This window comes from Anabaena cylindrica UHCC 0172, assembly GCF_034931625.1.
In the GTDB taxonomy this organism is placed as follows: Bacteria; Cyanobacteriota; Cyanobacteriia; order Cyanobacteriales; family Nostocaceae; genus Anabaena; species Anabaena cylindrica_A.
The window spans coordinates 1-17,795 of record NZ_JAYGGY010000052.1 but is presented as its reverse complement, the minus strand read 5'-3'; the positions used below and the strand labels follow the sequence as shown (position 1 = coordinate 17,795).

General features: G+C 41.0%; 11 protein-coding genes. 4 read left to right on the top strand and 7 right to left on the bottom strand.

The features are described 5' to 3' along the window. Positions 1-286: 286 nt before the first annotated feature. The 5 genes from VB713_RS12800 to VB713_RS12780 all read right to left on the bottom strand — a co-directional run bounded on the left by VB713_RS12800 (position 287) and on the right by VB713_RS12780 (position 13,369). On the bottom strand, positions 287-5,146 hold the full coding sequence (locus VB713_RS12800) for an eIF2A-related protein (RefSeq protein ID WP_323311907.1): 4,860 nt from the start codon (positions 5,144-5,146) through the stop codon (positions 287-289). Between the two features lie 238 nt (positions 5,147-5,384). Further along, positions 5,385-7,076: a hypothetical protein gene (locus VB713_RS12795; protein ID WP_323311906.1), complete on the bottom strand. Its 1,692-nt coding sequence runs from the start codon at positions 7,074-7,076 to the stop codon at positions 5,385-5,387. A 132-nt stretch (positions 7,077-7,208) separates the two neighbouring features. After that, entirely contained in the window at positions 7,209-8,579 is a 1,371-nt protein-coding gene (locus tag VB713_RS12790) for a hypothetical protein (protein ID WP_323311905.1), read from the bottom strand. A 121-nt stretch (positions 8,580-8,700) separates the two neighbouring features. Continuing rightward, positions 8,701-10,788, bottom strand: a complete 2,088-nt coding sequence (locus VB713_RS12785; RefSeq protein ID WP_323311904.1) for a lipoxygenase family protein — start codon at positions 10,786-10,788, stop codon at positions 8,701-8,703. Positions 10,789-11,218: 430 nt separating this feature from the next. After that, complete coding sequence (locus VB713_RS12780; protein ID WP_323311903.1) at positions 11,219-13,369, bottom strand: S8 family serine peptidase; 2,151 nt, start codon at positions 13,367-13,369, stop codon at positions 11,219-11,221. A 170-nt stretch (positions 13,370-13,539) separates the two neighbouring features. On the opposite strand from VB713_RS12780, the gene VB713_RS12775 reads away from it, so the two are divergent. From VB713_RS12775 to grxD, 3 genes are all read left to right on the top strand, one after another. Then, the gene (locus VB713_RS12775; protein ID WP_323311902.1) at positions 13,540-14,121 is read left to right on the top strand and encodes a hypothetical protein; all 582 of its coding nucleotides are present in this window, start codon (positions 13,540-13,542) and stop codon (positions 14,119-14,121) included. A 133-nt stretch (positions 14,122-14,254) separates the two neighbouring features. Continuing rightward, positions 14,255-14,491, top strand: a complete 237-nt coding sequence (locus VB713_RS12770; RefSeq protein WP_015214547.1) for a BolA family protein — start codon at positions 14,255-14,257, stop codon at positions 14,489-14,491. Positions 14,492-14,595: 104 nt separating this feature from the next. Then, on the top strand, positions 14,596-14,919 hold the full coding sequence (gene grxD, locus VB713_RS12765; RefSeq protein WP_323311901.1) for a Grx4 family monothiol glutaredoxin: 324 nt from the start codon (positions 14,596-14,598) through the stop codon (positions 14,917-14,919). Positions 14,920-15,270: 351 nt separating this feature from the next. Here the strand turns inward: grxD and VB713_RS12760 are convergent, their stop codons facing one another. Beyond that, positions 15,271-15,525 carry a DUF6761 family protein gene (locus tag VB713_RS12760; protein ID WP_015214551.1) on the bottom strand — a complete coding sequence of 85 codons (255 nt, stop codon included), beginning with the start codon at positions 15,523-15,525 and terminating at the stop codon, positions 15,271-15,273. Between the two features lie 527 nt (positions 15,526-16,052). Here VB713_RS12760 and VB713_RS12755 point away from each other — a divergent pair. Continuing rightward, on the top strand, positions 16,053-16,823 hold the full coding sequence (locus VB713_RS12755) for a response regulator transcription factor (protein ID WP_323311900.1): 771 nt from the start codon (positions 16,053-16,055) through the stop codon (positions 16,821-16,823). A 70-nt stretch (positions 16,824-16,893) separates the two neighbouring features. Here VB713_RS12755 and VB713_RS12750 read toward each other — a convergent pair whose 3' ends face one another. Beyond that, complete coding sequence (locus VB713_RS12750) at positions 16,894-17,667, bottom strand: ABC transporter ATP-binding protein (RefSeq protein WP_323311899.1); 774 nt, start codon at positions 17,665-17,667, stop codon at positions 16,894-16,896. Between the last annotated feature and the right edge of the window lie 128 nt (positions 17,668-17,795).

Genomic DNA, 17,795 nt, shown 5'->3' with positions numbered 1-17,795 from the left:
TTCAGGCTCTATCCCTTATGAAACAAGCTGTTTAACCACCTTGTCACCCGTTAAGTCGATAAATACTAAATGAACTGACTGAAAACATTGAAGAATCCATCTTAAAGTAGGTCGAGCAGTGGGTTGACCTTTTTGGTTGGGGAGGTGAGAATTAGTAAGTTTTAAGGATTGTCTGAGTTGACGTTGCCCTAAACTATAATGGTTTTGGGGGAAATAAACTCATATTTGGCATAACAAGTAATGAAGAGCCAAAATAATTGATTTTGTCGTTCATTAAGGTAGTTAATTAACGGGTATTAACAATGTCATCGCACAGATGCTTATCAGGGTTGTCTTCATCCAAGCTATTGTTTAAATAATCCCGCGACCAACGGCAAGCACTGGTGAGCAGGGAATCAAGATTTAATTCGTCTAACTTCCACAGAATCACAGTGTTGTCATAACTAGCAGAAGCGATCATATCGATCATTTTGCCATCTGGTCTAAAGATGACACTTGTTAGGCTTTCCCAATGCCCACTCAAGGTTTGGATCTCATTGCCATTTAAATCCCAGAGTTTAACAGTTTTATCATAACTAGCACTAGCTAGGCGCTGGCCATCGGGGCTGAAAACAACACCTATCACCTGTTTCTTATGTCCTTTGAAGGTTTGCAGTAAATTACCCTTTAAATCCCAGAGTTTGACGGTTTTGTCATCACTAGCACTAGCCAAACGCTGCCCATCAGGGCTGAAAACAACACTTGTGACCTTATTCTGATGACCTGTGAGAGTTTGCAGTACCTTGCCGTTATTCAAATCCCAGAGTTTAACAGTTTTATCATAACTAGCACTAGCTAGGCGCTGGCCATCGGGGCTGAAAACAACACCTATCACCTGTTTCTTATGTCCTTTGAAGGTTTGCAGTAAATTACCCTTTAAATCCCAGAGTTTGACGGTTTTGTCATCACTAGCACTAGCCAAACGCTGCCCATCAGGGCTGAAAACAACACTTGTGACCTTATTCTGATGACCTGTGAGAGTTTGCAGTACCTTGCCGTTATTTAAATCCCAAATTTTAACAGTTTTATCATTACTAGCAGTAGCCAAGCGCTGCCCATCGGGACTAAAAACCACACTTCTTACTGCTTGCTGATGCCCTTTCAAGGTTTGTAGTTCTTGACCATTTAAATCCCAGAGTTTAATGGTTTTGTCATCACTAGCAGTAGCTAGAGTTTCACCATCAGGACTAAAAACCACACTTCTTATCCCTTGCTGATGTCCTTTCAAAATTTGTAGTTGTTTACCCTTTAAATCCCAGAGTTTGACGGTTTTGTCATCACTAGCACTAGCGAGATACTGGCTATCGGGGCTGAAGACAACACTACTAAAACCAAACTCCTGGTCTTTCAAAGTTTGCAGTTCATTACCCTGTAAATCCCAGAGTTTAACAGTTTTATCATCACTAACAGAAGCCAAAATATCACCTTTGGGACTGAAAATAACATTTTTGATCAGCGCCTGATGCCTATTAAAACTTTGCAGTTTTTTGGCGGTTTTGACATCCCAAAGTTTGATAGTTGTGTCTTCACTACCAGTAGCCAAAGTTTGACCATCGGGACTGAAGATGATAGTTGTTACCTTATCTTCATGCCCTTTGAAAGTTCGTAGTTGTTTACCCTTTAAATCCCAGAGTTTGACAGTTTTGCCTTCACTAGCAGTAGCTAAGGTCTGACCATCAGGACTAAAGACGACATTTGTTACCATCTCGTCGCCACTAAAGGTTTGTAGTAAGTTACCCCTTAAATCCCAGAGTTTAACTATATTTTTATTACTTACAGTAGCCAAATTATGACCTTTGGGACTGAAAACAACCATTTTTACCTGGTCATTTGGCCAACTCAAGGTTTTTAGTAACTTACCTTTTAAATCCCAGAGTTTGACAGTTTTGTCCTTACCAACACTAGCCAGGATTTCACCATCAGGACTAAATACAACAGTTTCTATCTGATGTTTATCTTCACTCAAGGTTAGTAGTAAATTACCCTTTAAATCCCAAAGTTTGACAGTTTTGTCCTTACCTACACTAGCCAAAGTATTACCTTGAGGACTAAAAACTACACTTGTTATCCCATCCTCATGGCCACTGAAAGTTTGCAGGACATTACCATTTAAATCCCAAAGTTTAAAGGTTTTATCATCACCAGCACTGATTAAGGTTTTACCATCAAGACTGAAAATTACGCTCTTAACTGCATTTTCATGTTTAAAGACGTTGCGTTCTCTCACCCCATAAACTACCTTTTGCAACGCTTTCATTACCACCGGCTGGGTTTTGTTTTTTGCTTTTAAGATATTTCCTGCCTTAATGACTTCAACAAGAGCATCTAAATCTTGATTATCCTCCAGCAGTGATAAGGAATATTGACTATTTACTTCAGCTTGAGAGATTTCTGCTGTTTGTTTTTCTCTCAAAGCCCACAACCCCAAGCCAGTGCTAACAATTAAAGCCACAACTGCACTACCAGCTATTCCCCACGCAGTTCTTACTTCCCGACGACGACGCGCTTCTTGTTCTTTTTCCTGACGCTGGCGCAGTTCGACACAAGCGTTTACATAGTCAGCCTCAAGTTGGTTCAGAAAACCTGCTTGCTTTGATAACACTTGGGCATCTTCCAATCTTCCCCCCCGATGCACCAAATAATTCTCATCTTTTTGCTCTTGTTCCCATTCCAAAGCAGCCTGACGGATAGTTTCTCGTAACTGCAAGTTGGTACGATTTTCATCTAACCAATTTAGCAATCTTGGCCAGTGGCGAATTAATGCTTCATGGGCTACCTCTACCTCTTCTCGATTAGTAGAACCGTCTACACTGGTAACTACCAATCGCGCCCCTTCACCTGCTAACCGATTCACCAATTCTTTAATCAGTGTCAAGTCACCACCAGCAGGAACTAGTTCATCTAACCCAACCCGTCTGCGTGTATCCCGATGGTTCTCTCCTTGGAGAGCATTTTCATCTAAACGAGTTAAACGGATAAATATATTCTTAACTTGCTCTTGTTCGGGAAGCGACAAAGTATGATAAACATCATCCGCAGTTTGTGCGATCGCCTTCCTCACACCACCAATAGCCGCATATTCCTCAGCCCGCAACCATCTACCATGTCGCCGCTTCCACATCTCTAGCAGTGCGTGTTGTAGCAGTGGCATTGCACCCGGTTCACCTTGGACATCATCGAGAATGGTATTACTCAAGCCAACCTCAAATCGTAACCCTACCTGAGCCGCTTGCATTTCCATTGCTTTCCGCAGTTCTGATGTATCCATAGGGCCAATTAACTTCTGCCTAGTTTCCATCAGTTCTTTTAGTTGACGGTAAGGCGCACATTCGCCCCAAAAGTCAGCCCGCATGGTTATAACAACTTTCTGGTGCTGAGTCAGCTTTAACAACTGCTGAATGAACGCAACCCTCATACTTTCATCAGTGCAGAGGGTAAATAGTTCTTCAAACTGGTCTATCACCAATATTGAAGATTGATCTTTTACCTGAGAGAGAGTGATTTGCAGTTTCTCAATGGGCTGATTACTTGGTGTCATGTATGCCATGACTAAACCAGGCTGTTTTTCCTGGAGTAAGGGGATCAAACCTGCCAATACTACCGATGATTTACCACTACCAGATGCGCCTAAAACAGCTAAAAAGTTATGCTCAGTCAGCTTTTCTTGTAATTGAGAAATTAGTTGCTCACGCCCAAAGAAAAATTCGCGGTTTTTTTCCCGAAACGGATATAAACCCAAGAACGGACAACGAGAATCATAAGTAGGTGGTTGTTGACCTAATGCCAAAGCATTGAAACTCAGATCAATTACTTGCTCACAAAGGTTATTTACTTCTGCTAATGCCTGTTCTCGTTCTTCCAGAGCTTGTTTGCTCAAGGCTGTAATATCTGCACCTAAGCTGTTTCCCAGTTTCTGGGCTGCTGTCTCTAATATTTTTTGTCGTGTTGGCGCTCTTTCTGGTAATAACTTTTGCAACCATTCTAAACCATCTGCAATTTCGGCATTGGTGAGTTTTCTGTCCAGTTGGTCACTAAATAGGGGTCTTCCTCCTAAACGGCTAAACAATGCTGGTACAGTCACATCACCCCGTTCTGCTAAGGTGGCTGTAGCTTCATGTAATGCTGAGTCCACCTCTCCAGATGCTCTAAGTTGAAAATAAAACTTTTCTATGAAAGCTTGGGCAGTTTTAACCGTGACTTTCTCTGTCATTGCTACTACCGCAGGCATCCCTAAATCCCGCACTAATCGCTGTCCTAATCCTCCTAATGCACCTTCAGCATCGGGACTGGCACTCTCGCAAGTACAGAGAAAGGTAAAATGAGGTAGCCCTTTAGCTCCCCGTAAAGGCTTCAAGCGTTCTATCAAACGTGTTGCTGTTACTACCTCCACTGTATTATCAGCTTTTGACCAGTAGAGTAAGGTTTCACCATCATCCATAACTCTACCGTGACTGACAAAATGCAATATAGTATATTGTTTAGTGCGATCAGTTAGTTGAGAACAAAGTTCATCTAGGGTTGGTAGACCAATAGCACCATCAACGCTGGCCAGGACATCACAAGGTATTTCTCCTAAAGCTATCTTGGCACTATTGACGTTAGCTGCTACATCAAAATCAGCTAATTTATACTTTTTAGAATCACTAGGACTGGCTACTAATATTAATGCCCGCAAATCTCTTCTGCCAATGGAAGGAAAGCGACGGTCAGTAATTGCAGGGATGTAGAATGAAAATGGCACTCTCTGGTTGAGTGCTAATAATTGCCAAGCACCATCTATAGGGACGCACAGCTTTTCCCAACGTAAAGTCCTTAATTCTGGATCTGATGCTTCAATAAAAAGCAACATTCTCAGTGTTTCCTGAGACTCCCGTAATGCACCCACAAAGGCATCACGGATGTCATCTTTAAATAGAGCTTTTCCCAACAATGTACCGTAGTCGCTGGTTTGTCCTAACAGACTCGTGAGTTCCTGCAAATTTTCAGAGGTGAGTTTGAGACTACCTTCCGAACGTAATGGTAACAGTTCACCTGGTCGGCTATGTTCTACTACAAGCGGCCAGTTATCTCCTGATTTGCGTTGGATGGTAATTTCAAAGATGTTCATTTTATTAGTTATTAGTTATTAGCGATTAGAAATCGCGGCTACACAGGCAAAACCCGCCTACGCGGGTTTGAAACCCTTGATTTTCCGTAAGTCCGCGCAGGCGGACTTGGTTTGTATAGCCGCGATTTCTAATCGCCAGGGCTTGGTGCAAGATATGAGTAGTGATTAGTTATTAGTCATTAGTCATTAGGTTTCTAATTTTGACTTTTGACTTTTGACTTGATTTGTCCCCAATGCCCTAATTCAGTTTTTTCAACATTTCTAATAGATTAATAACGGCTGAAATTGCCGCCTCAAGTTTTTCAGTCTGGTTATTAGAAGCTTTTTCTACAGTCTTAACAAACTCCTCTAGTGCTTGGTTTAAGTTTGTCTGGGCTTGTTTGATGATAGAAGTATCACCAGCTTGAGTAGAGGTATCTGATATTGTTGGGGCTGTGGGCAAATTAACCTTGTCTATAGTTGGTCGCTCAGAACCATTAACATCACCAACAACTAATCTCACTGCTGGATCACCGATAATGGCATAACTGCGAGCGTCGTTATTTGCAGTCCACATAGTTGACAAAGCTATAGGATCGGCTGTTGCACCATATTTAATATCTTCTAATTGCACACTTAAATCAGAAGATAACTCTGCATAGCGTTCATTGAAATATTCTACCGCAGATCCGACAGGATGACCTTCCAATAGTCGTTTGAGAGTACTTTCAAATACTGCCAACTGCTTACCGGTTTTCTCCCATACAAAAGAGCAACCCCAAGCGCGTTCAACGTGACCAATTACAGCCAAAGCGCCACCGTTAGGATGACTCAATAGCCGTTGGGGTAAAGGTGCAATAAACGCATAGGGAGCAATTGCGTCCCTTTGATTTTTATCTTTGCTGTGGGCAAATTCATCAAATTGGGGTGTACCAGCACCGTAACAGGCAAAGTGAAAGGCTATTAACCCTAACAAACGAGCATCTGCTCCTACGTCGTCAGCGGAAAAGTAAAAATCTTCTGAGATGGGCTTATTACGCCACTGTAGGGGACCTGGCCAGTCTTGACAGAGGAGTGCGCCTTGGTGTCTTAATTGTCGTTTATCGCCATTGGGAAAGCCCATACCATGACTACCAGTGAAGAGTAGGGCTGGTGTTTCTTCTCCTCCTAATAGTTTGCCAAGTCTGGCTTTGGTGGCTTCCTGTGCCAATATGGTTTGCACAGTCCAATCTTTTTGGTCTTTGGCCATCCATTCTGCTAAGGGCTGAATCAAGTTTTTCGCACTGAGTTGAGTAGCTGGATCAGCATTGGTTTGTACTCCAAAAAAGCTGGCGCTACGAGGTAAGGAAAAGCCTTCAGTTTCCGCTTTGACTACACTGCGAGCATATTGGGCATATTCTTCTACGGTGTCGAAGTAAATTCGACCTACCGCATACTGCACATCTATTTGGAACTGAAAGCGATAGGGAATGGTTTGCGGATCACCAACAATCAACAAATAATAGGGCATTTTCTCTGGGTCGGCAGGCCCAGGTCCGACTCCATGACGGGATAAAAATTGGTTTTTGGACTCACCGGGACGATAACCTCTGGGTCCTATGTATTCCTGATAGTAATTTTCTTGATTTTTTGTTGCTTGCTCTTGGCGATGGTTTAACAGTTCTTTGAGTGCATCTCTGATGGCAGGATCGGCATTATAGGCAAAGATCACACCCCAACCGGTTTCGGCTAGGTTTTTGGGGTCTACTCCTTCTATGGGTGCAAAGTCGGGTTCTAGACCCTTGACGTGCATATCTTTTTTTCTGAGTTCGCTGATTTCTGTCGGGTCGAACTCTTCTCCTTGAGCAATTTTCGCTATTTGTTCTGGTGTTAGTGGCGGTAGTAAATAATCTCCTGAAGCGCCATCAATGCCATTGAAATACATTTCTTTAGTCAGTTCTTCTAGACTCATTTCTGCTCCTTATTCTTGTGCTTCAATTATGAACATTAGGGTTAAGGAATTTACCAATAAATCCTCAATGGTACAAGCCCTCGGATGTATCTTTGCAGTAAATTCCATATTCAAAATCTAAAATCCCAGGACTTAACTAACTGAGGCTGCTGACCAGATAGCATGGGCAACTTCGGGCTTATCAATGGCGTTATGTGCGCCAGTAAATATATCTGGTTTAGGTACAGTAATATATTTGCTGCTTTCTAGGTTGTAGATTTTCCCTGGTTGAAAATCGTAAACTTCGGTTTTGCTCAACATATCTATGTTGGTGATATCTAATTTTTCGCCTTGGATGCCATAGATACCAATACCCCCAACACCTGGATATTTCGGGGTAGTTACATCAAAGTCTATATCTTGTCCCTTTGCCATTCCCAAGGTTCCTGCTGCTGGATAGGCATTTTTGACGGCATGATCATAAATGGATTGGGTGGTAATAATTGGACCATTCACTTTGCGATCGCGCACAATCGGATAAAAATAACCTTGCAGATTATTTCTGAAGGGAATTTTGGCGCTATAAGACCACAGTGATACAGCCCCTTGTATTAATGCCAGAGAATCTATAGGCCGCACTAACTGGTTATTGTTGTTCGTACCAGCAATAATGGCAGAAACAACGATAGTTCCAAAACTATGCCCCATCAAATGAAACCGCACATTACCATCTGCCATTTGTTGCATTTTGGTCAATAAGTCAAACCCGCTCGTTTGTCCTATTTGACGTGCGAGGTCTTTCATTTTCCAGAATGATAACAATCTGGGTACATTCAAAAACTTATCCCACCCTTTGGCAATGCTGTCACCAATGCCAAAGCTGATTTCCGTGGTGTATTCGTCTTCTATCAAACTCGCTTCATATACCCTGTCAGTGTCTATATTTAAAGGTTCGCTCTCTTCCCATTCGCTATTTTCTTTACCTACATTGCTAGAAGATGCTTCGTGGATCAATATTTTATAGGCTGCCCTGACTTCAGGAGGCAACTGTTCTGGAGATGTATCGTATTCAAAGCCGGCAGCAAAAATAACTCGTAATGCTTCTCTTGTCGCTTCGGTATCTGAAACTTGATGAGCATACTCTTCAATTAACCGATTTAATGAATCATCCTCTGTGTCAAAGGCAAGAGGAGCATTTGGGTTTTCGTTACCCCAGGGTTTACTAGGCCAATGCAACCCAATCAGTAAAGGAAGGAAACCATGTCTTTTTTGTTTCAGTTTTTGAATATCATCTGTGGCAGCGGCCATGGCTGCAATCCAGTTTTGGTATTGTTTTTTCGCAGCCAGAACATCACCCTGCCATCCGTGACTCATTACAAATACATCTGTAATTGGCTGACTGGATAAAATATCTAAGAGTTCTTGGCTGAGTAAATTGCCATTTTCTAGACGTTCTTTTCCTGTCTGATCGAAACAAATTAGAAAGTATTCTAAGGAGGTTCCAGCTACTTTTTCAATGGGCATATTTTATCGCTTCTTCAGTAGAACATTAGAAAGCGTTTACCGATGGCAACCGCTTTCTTTTTAGTGACTTACTTGAGCTAATACTTAAATCATTCCAGCCTCTCTATAAATATTTAATCAATTAAATATTTATGCTTTGAGGAATCTTGGAAGGTAGCAAATATTCATAAGCTATCAACCTATTGCTCTCTTGATTTCGATCTCGAATTTTTTGCTCAATGTCTTTTAGTGTGTTCTGAAAATCTGTTAAAGCGACTTCTACTCCTGGGGGGGCAGCCTCAAAATATGACTTGGTGTAATCACTTAGCTTAGTGTAGTATACAGATCCTAGCAGATATAGCATATTAATCTGATCTTTAGCTCGTTCTAGCGACGGCAGCCCATCCATAAAGTTGACTGACTCTTGGGGATTTGCCGGTGCTTCTTGATAACGGGCTAAAGGAAATGCTGGTGGATAAAGCATTAGACCACGTTGAGAAAAATTAACAGCAGCGTGTTGAGCGCTAGCGGTAAAAATAATTGTAGAGATAGCCTCAACTAGATAATCTACTGTCTTTATTGTGCCTTGGGCATCCTCACCGAAATTTTTGAGCCGTCCTCCTTTTTGAGAAATCAATTCAGATGACCACTTTTGCAAATCCTGATCATTGAGGACTAAGGAATCTGTGGGGTAGTAGGAGCTTAAATATGCCTTAACCCAATTGTAAATAGCATCCCAAATCAGCTTACCGTCATCCCGGTAGGGATAAATAGGTAGCTGACTATCATCGTTAACACCACGACTTTCTAAAGTTTTAGGAAATGCAACATCATTAAAGTTAAATAAGTAGCTCTGCGCTGCTTTTACAGATAGATTTTGGTCAGACCTAATATCACTAGCTAGTAACTTATCTACAGAACCTTTTGGTGCTACTAAAGATGTGTGAGCGCCATAATTTATGAGTACAGTACCCTCAAGATGCGGTTTCAGCAGTTTTCTGAGATTGTGATTTTGAGGTAAGTGATTAGTTGCTACGACAAAAGGCTCAATAAATAAGTGAGTACGACCAAGGTGACTAACCAATTCGTGATAGTTGCTATCTGCCATTTGCACAATGTTTTTAGCAGTCATCCAGGTTCCTTCCTCTAGGGGTGTAAATAGAGCCTGCTGGCAATAAATTGCTATTGGTACTAAAGGACGAGATGAACTATTAACTGGTGGGACTGCAAATAATGCTACAGGAGCATTAATATATTTTTGTTGATCAGGAAAATTGCCATTGACCATGCCGTCTAAAAGTGCATAGTCTGCTATATAAAGCCGACCTTCTTGCAGTGCTACTGAGAAAGAATCAGCGGTTTCTGTAATTTTGGACGTAATTTTTTGGTATTGTTCGTTGGTAATTGGCAACCGCGAATCTTCGGCTTTCATTTGCTTGAGCATAACTGGGTTTGGCCCGGCTACTTGCATATAAGCAAAAACTAGATCTTGTTGGAACTTAGTCGAAATTTCTGGTTTGGTTATATGCTGAAATAAGTTGTCGTAATCCTCAAGACTGAGAGAAGAGGTTTTTTCAGTTACAGAAAAGTTGATGTTATTAACATCTACAAATTCTTCTGCATTTTTATCCTCATTTAGTGCTAATAACTTAGCGTTATATCTGATTATTTCCTTTATTTTTTCTGTTGTACTGTCTTCACTAGAAGGTAAATCAAAGGAAACAGACCCCGTAGGTTCATTTAATAATTCAGCAAACTCTTCATTAACTTCGTTATGAAAAGTTCCAAGTTTTTCATCTATCTTCAGATGTTCATCAACTTCTTTTAAAGTTGATGCAAGATTAAATGCAACATCGTTGAGGACTTCTGGCTTTTCTTGTTTCCTGATTTGCTTCCCAATTGCTTCTAGGTGATCGAGCTTGTTGCTTAAAAATGTACTATCACTTTCTAGAGAACTCTCTAGACTAAATGAGATATCGTTATTTGTCGTTTTAGAGGTGTTATTTAGATTAATAACACTGAGGGTATTTAATAGTAAAAGTACCCATTCTTGGCTGGGAAGTTCGTTTTTAGGCAGCTTGGGTAGCTTAGGAAATAGAGTATTTGGTATATCTGTCATAGCCAAGGGACTTAGATAGTCGTGATTATACTCGTACCTATCTCCTTGATTAGGCAAAATACCACTAACATTCCGGTATAGAAATACCAGCACATTTTTAAGGTCAAACATATTTTTCCTTTAGTTTTGAATGTTTATACCCGATTAGATTGTGAGAAGAATTATTTTTTGATCAGTATCAAAGCAGTTACTCAATTATACAAAGCAGTTACTCAATTATGTTTTGCTGTTGTCCTGCGATAACCCGTTAATACTAGTTGTAATCTTAATTATCATACTTATTTATTTTTACTAATTTTCTTTATATTGTCTTAATTATTACAAAAGAACTTTTAGTACGAATTATTACTTAAATTTTTCACTTTGCGGGTGTTTTGTCAATAAAGCTAATTTCCCATCTCAGTCAAATTTATGTCTCCTGATGAAGAAGAGCTTGAAGAAAGCCGAGAGTGTATTGCAGATAAACGAAGTACAGAATTGAGTGAAAAAGCTTTACATAAAGAGGATATTACTGCTGACCGCTATTGTAAAATTAGCCAATTTATCCCCCATATCCGATCACTAATTCCCAACTATTGAGCTTACCAACATCTTGAGGTGAATAATCAATAACTTGCAATTGCCAACGTCCTTTAGCTGGGAGAGAAAGTAATTGCCTGAGGACGGGATGCGATCGCACAGCATAAGTCCTATTTAACTGAGTCTGTCTTCCCAGAGTCCGATTTTGTAACAAAACTTGCTGATTATTGGGTGCAATTAAATAAACTTCTAAATCCCCTAAAAAATCGTGAGTGATATTCACCTTAACCTGAATATCTGCAACAGTTACAGCTTCATTCAGAGCGATGCCTTCGGCGAGCACAGCTATCGCACTTCTAATTCCCCGTTGATCATTATCAGGAATCCAAACTTGGCTTTTATTCTCAGCCCGGACTTCTCTACTCGGACTTAATGCTACTGTATGCAACTGCTGTGCCACCCGTACAGCCTTAGCAGCATTCACCTTCCCATAACCAAACCATAGACAATGACCATTACTATCATAAGTACCCCCACGCAAACCCAATTGCGGATCAGCCTCAGGATCAACAATCTTATCAGTAGTTTCTTGCAAAATACGGTGGACTTGTTGCGCCGTCAAATCAGCATTAGCTGACAAAATCAACGCCGCTACCCCAGCCACTACCGGAGTCGCACTAGAAGTACCACCAAAATTATTAGTAAAATTACCTGGGTTATAGCCTGCTGCCCCCAATTGGTCTGTTGTAAAAATTCCCAACCCCGACAGAGAAGAAGTAATTGTCGGTTGTGTATATACAAAACCCGTTTCTTGAAACCACATTCCCGGTGGCGCATTATTACTAGGCGCACAGACAGAAATATTATCACCCCAATTACTATAAGCAGCTTTTTTATTTAAACTCGTAGAAGCCGACACAGCAATTACATCTGGATGAATAGCAAAACCACTTAACCAATTCGTTTTACCTGCCAATATATTTTTCGGCCAATTCTGCTCATTTACAGTCCCACTAACTGGGCGATTAGCATTACCTGCCGCAAACAGAATTACACATCCTTTACCATTACGTCCTTGAGTAGCAGCGCGAGTAATTGCCGACTTTTGGCGCAAAGACAAAGGGAAATAAACAGCAGATGCACCCCAGCTACAAGAAATTACACTCGCACCTTTATTAATTGCCCAATTAAATATATCCTCAATTGATTCATCATCCAAAAACCCGGTTGTCCGAATTGGCATTAATGCACAACCAGGCGCAACCCCCACAATTCCCGTACCATTTTCTTCCGCCACAGCTATTCCCGCACAAGCAGTACCATGACTAGTTTCCTTCTCATCCGGTAAAGGGATAAAGTCATTTTCTTTCAAATCTTGAGGTGCAACAACTTTACCCATTCCTTGAAAATCTGGGTGATTTAAATCAAAAGAATCATCCACCACCGCCACAACCACAGAACGCACACCACGAGTAATATCCCAAGCTTGTTCCACAGAAATATGAGAACCCACACCCAACTGATTACCACTATTGTGGTTGAGATACCACTGTTGGGAATAGAGAGAATCATTGGGTTTGTAATTTGGTTCCTGCTGGATGAAAATATTTGGTTCCGCTGCCAAAACTTCTGGGAGTGCTTGCAACTGGTTAGTAATTTTGATGGGATTTTCTGTTGCTTGTTTGCTAATAAGAAATACAAACGTGTTAGGTAAACCCAAGACTGGTTGATCTTCGATTAAACTGAATGTATTGGCTATAGTATTAATCTTGGCAGAGTCTACCCAAGTAGCAAATTGAATTGTAATTTGGTCACTTAAATAAACGTAAGTTCCAGGATTATCTTTAAATTTGTACACATGACTAGCAAAAGCAACATTTTCGTCAGCCCGTGCTTGAGACATCGCCGTCTCTAAATATCCGGGTTCAACAGTGAATAATTCCAGCTTTGCTCTAGGGATAGTACGCCGCCAAACACTACCAGTCACCTGAGAAAATTGCCCAGGAGGAAAATTAGCAGGTGGACGAATGGTGAAGCGATTTAAAGCTTTTTCTAAAATCAACTCTTCACCACCACGTTGTAAAACCACACCCAGACTTCTATCCGGTACACCTGTGGGTTGAGAATCAGAGGAACTAATATTTTGGGGTAGCCTATCGTAGGTATCGCTCATAGAGAATATTTTCGTGAATATACAGGGGACAGGGAACTCTCTCCAACCAATTTCTAGTCTAAATCAGAGAAACTTGTTCTATAGTTTTCCTGTATCTGAGACACAATCAGAGTTAAGATACCCGAAGTTTCCATAAATTTTTTATAGACTTGTTACACTAAACTAATCCCATGAACCTTGCTGCTGCTTTCTTAGTTCCCTTCACTTCTTTATCATTCATCACCTTCCTGAGTCTACTATCACCTGTTAATGCTCAGGTAATACAGTTACCCGACTCCAATAATCAAGCGCAACCTATTGATGGCAACGAACCTAACACGCTCCGTCCTACCAGTCAAAGTAACAGCCTGTTGAGTATAGAAGGAGGACAGCGACTGCTCAAAGAGTCAGATGATGCCGTTTCTGCTCAAAAATATGACGTTGCTGCTAAGAAACTCCAGGAAGCACGTCAAGTTTTTAATCAGCTATCTAATTTTTATCAGGATCTCAACTCCAGTTTTTCGGGCATAGATATTAGAGTATCCGATTCCCAGCGCAAGAAAGCCTTAGAAAGCGCCCAACTGCGAGATGATGCTACCTATCGTTTGGCCTTAGTACATCGGGCTTTAAATCAGCCAGAATTAGCAGTCCCTTTGCTGATTCAAATTATTAAGAGTCAAAACCCCACACGGGAATTAGGTAAAAAAGCTTATCAACAGTTGTTTGAATTGGGTTTTGTTGATACAGCTTACCCCCGACAAGGCGCAAAATAATTTGGAGGCAGGGGGCAGGGTGACAGGTGACAGAAGTAAAGATAAATATTATACCCAATCTCCAATCCCCAATCCCCAGTCATTTGCTCCATATCTGTTCATAATAGAGAAGTAAGTTTTTTCAGGAATGGCGATGATTACTCCGCAGCAGGTTGAGGCAATGATCAAGGCAGGACTGCCAGATGCCCAGGTTGAGGTGCAGGACTTGACTGGTGGTGGAGACCACTATCAGGTGACAGTAGTTTCATCGCAGTTTGCAGGTAAGGGACTGGTGCAACAACACCAGTTAGTTTATGGTGCATTGCAGCAAGCTATGTCAACCGAAGCGATTCATGCCTTGGCTCTCAAGACATCTACTCCTCAAGCTTAACTACTAAATAGACTGATTTTAGTTAATCATTCAGCTAATAGCTGACGGCTAAATGCCATTGATTTTTGATTTGAGAACCGCAACAACAAAGGAAACAAAAAACCATGACCCCAGAACTTAAAGAGAGAATTGATAACTTGTTACAAGAAAACAAGATTATGGTTTTCATGAAGGGAAATAAGTTAATGCCTCAATGTGGTTTTTCCAATAATGTGGTGCAGATTCTGAATACATTAGGGATTCCCTTTGAGACAATTGACGTTCTTGCAGACCAAGATATTCGTCAAGGTATTAAAGAATATTCCAACTGGCCAACAATTCCCCAAGTATATATTAATGGTGAATTTATTGGCGGTTCTGATATTTTGATTGAAATGTATCAAAAAGGTGACTTACAACAAAAGGTGGAAGTTGCATTAGCTTCTTAATATTTTTCAATTAGTTCAGTTTTATTGCCCTTGAAAACGGGAATATTCCTAATTTTCAAGGGCTTTTTTGTGGGTTAGAGTATGACAATATCCAATTCTTTTTTTCTATCCACCATCACAAAACTGCAAGTATTGTCGAAATAGTTTTTTACCAATTATCTTCTGTGATAACTTAGTTTCTGATCTAAAAACCATCAAAAATCCCCTCTATGTTATGAAACTGAGGGGATGCTCTTTATAAATTACAGTATTTACAAAATTCCATACCTCTGGATACAGTTGACCAATACAAAAAATGTGCTATGATCATCTGCGGCAATACAGGATTGTTACCGATCAGTCTACCCCTGTTCAGTAGTATCCATGTTGTCGTTCTGGCTCTGGTTGGGTCATGGCAAAGTTTGAAGCATCGTACAGGTAGCGGCTTGCTTCCTCCTCTAAGCGATGAATCAAGTAGGCATCAATGGCGTTACCCTGTCTTAGTGCGGCTAGATACCCGTCCAAATACATCCGCATATCATCCATACGATAACCGCGATTCCATAATTCGACGAAGGCGTCGGTAAGTCTTTGGTAATAGCGGATGGTTTGTGTGTCTTGGAGCATAACTGCTGTATTAATCTCTTGGGAATGAGAATTGTAAATGATTCACGCTTGAAAATGAAGTATGACTTCCTCCTTAAGTATTAACCCAAAGTTAAGATTTTAACGTTGGGTCTGACCCCTCATTTGCTAAAAACTTAATTACATCCTATGCCAAAAAAGCTAAAATATGATTAGTTGGTAACTTATTTTTATGGTTTTGGCTGTTAATAGCTTGATTTATGCTTGTAATTAAAGTTTATAATCAGTACAAAGTATAATCTGTACCCTAAGGTTGATAGACATTTCAGATAGCTTTTGCCTAACCTAAAAATAGTTTTTCAAACTTACCATGAAAAAACTTTGATAAGTTTCACATAAAAATTAAGAATATTGCTAATTTGGCGGTAGATAAAGGGAAAATTAAATTTATTGCAAGGTTTTGTATGGATGAATGTGAAGATTATATCAGTTGAAGTAACAAAGGCTACAAAACCTTAGGCTTGAGATTGTTAATTTGAGAGTCATCGACGCTAAGGGGTCTTGCCACTGTGGGTTCGGTTTGTATTGAAATCGTTGAGGGGAATCCCCATCTGAGGTCGTTGCTTGGTTGGCACTTGCAACAACTGGAATACCGAGTACATCAAGCCGCCAGCATTTATCAAGCAAGGGAAGTGTTTCTAAGCCATCAACCGACGCTAGTCATTCTAGATGCGGATTTGCCAGATGGTGACGGTATCGAATTTTGCCGTTGGTTGAATCGTCAGCAACAGCCTCTAATTTTAATGCTATCTGCCCGAAACAATGAAGCGGATATTGTTGCCGGCTTAAAGGCAGGAGCAGATGATTATTTGAGCAAACCTTTTGGAATGCAAGAGTTTTTGGCTAGGGTTGAGGCGCTGATTCGACGTAACCGCACACCCACTGCACCAGCTTACTTGGATTATGGCACTTTGCAAATAGATTTGGTACAGCGCCGAGTCCGTTTTCAAGGGGAGTTTATCGACTTGACTCCCCAAGAATTCAGTTTGCTGTATGTTTTGGCGCAAGCTGGGGGAGTACCTTTGAGTAGGTCGGAATTACTGCGTCGTGCTTGGCCTGACGCTATTGATAATCCGCGTACCATTGATACTCACGTTTTATCACTGCGGAAAAAGGTGGAACTTGATCCGAGACAACCCAGCTTAATCCAAACTATCCGCAATGTGGGATACCGCTTTAACATGGAAACTTTGAATGCTAATGTTCCGCAATCACAAACAAAGTTAGCGAAAGAGAGATTCAGTAATCCACGTTCAACACTTGCGACTCAAATTTCTTAAATGGGTAATTGGTCATGGGTAATCGGTGATTGGTGATTTTCTGCCCATTACCCTATCTGCTACTTTCGACTTAAATCCATTCTTGAGATGTTTGAGTTTCTGCTTGTATTAAACAGGCTTTTAAGTTCTCCCAGTCTAGCTCAAAGGTTGATTTGTTTGCCAACAGTTGACCTTGTTGGATATGCAATAAACGGGTGCAAAATTCTTGGGCTAGGTCAAGCTGGTGATTTACCATCAAAATTGAAGTTGTAGGGGTTTGAGTTAGTTGGGTGAGGATGTGCATCAAATGGGAAGCTTGGCCAGTATCTAAGGCGCTGGTAGGCTCGTCTAGGAGTAAGATTTTAGGTTGGATGACTAAGGCACGAGCGATCGCTACTAATTGTCTCTGCCCGGCTGAAAGTTGTACTTCAGTGCGTCCTAACCATTCTTCAGGAATTTGCAGTTGTTCTTGCCAATAACCGACTTGTTCCTGAATTTTCTGCTTAGACAAACCACGCAAAACTAAAGGATAAGCCAAGGCTTCCCTAACTGTCATCCCCAACAACTTAATTTCTTGCTGTACAAGTGTTACCTGTTGACGTAGCTGAATAATGGGAATTTGGCGATATTCCTGATTTTCAAGATGTATTCTGCCGCTAGTGGGTTCAGTGAGACGGTTGATAAGACGTAATAAAGAAGTTTTACCAGCACCAGCAGTACCGACAATGGCAATGCGATCGCCTGAAAAGACCTCAAAGGAAATATCCTGTAAAATAGGATATCCCGGTAAATTGCTCTGAGTCTGACTTTTCAGTCTGGTAGATAGATTAACTTGCTCTAGTCTAAGTACGGTTTTAGCAGTCAAATTATCGAAAGGGGAATAGAGGGCAGGGGGCAGGGAGCAGGGAGCAGGGAGCAGGGGGCAGGGGCAGGGGGAGAATTACCAATTACCAATTACCAATTACCAATTACCAATTACCAATTACCAATTAC

Excerpts from the sequence above, each read along its gene's own strand:
- VB713_RS12800 (WP_323311907.1), bottom strand. The coding sequence starts at position 5,146 with ATGAACATCTTTGAAATTACCATCCAACGCAAATCAGGAGATAACTGG.
- VB713_RS12795 (WP_323311906.1), bottom strand. The coding sequence starts at position 7,076 with ATGAGTCTAGAAGAACTGACTAAAGAAATGTATTTCAATGGCATTGAT.
- VB713_RS12790 (WP_323311905.1), bottom strand. The coding sequence starts at position 8,579 with ATGCCCATTGAAAAAGTAGCTGGAACCTCCTTAGAATACTTTCTAATT.
- VB713_RS12785 (WP_323311904.1), bottom strand. The coding sequence starts at position 10,788 with ATGTTTGACCTTAAAAATGTGCTGGTATTTCTATACCGGAATGTTAGT.
- VB713_RS12780 (WP_323311903.1), bottom strand. The coding sequence starts at position 13,369 with ATGAGCGATACCTACGATAGGCTACCCCAAAATATTAGTTCCTCTGAT.
- VB713_RS12775 (WP_323311902.1), top strand. The coding sequence starts at position 13,540 with ATGAACCTTGCTGCTGCTTTCTTAGTTCCCTTCACTTCTTTATCATTC.
- VB713_RS12770 (WP_015214547.1), top strand. The coding sequence starts at position 14,255 with ATGATTACTCCGCAGCAGGTTGAGGCAATGATCAAGGCAGGACTGCCA.
- grxD (WP_323311901.1), top strand. The coding sequence starts at position 14,596 with ATGACCCCAGAACTTAAAGAGAGAATTGATAACTTGTTACAAGAAAAC.
- VB713_RS12760 (WP_015214551.1), bottom strand. The coding sequence starts at position 15,525 with ATGCTCCAAGACACACAAACCATCCGCTATTACCAAAGACTTACCGAC.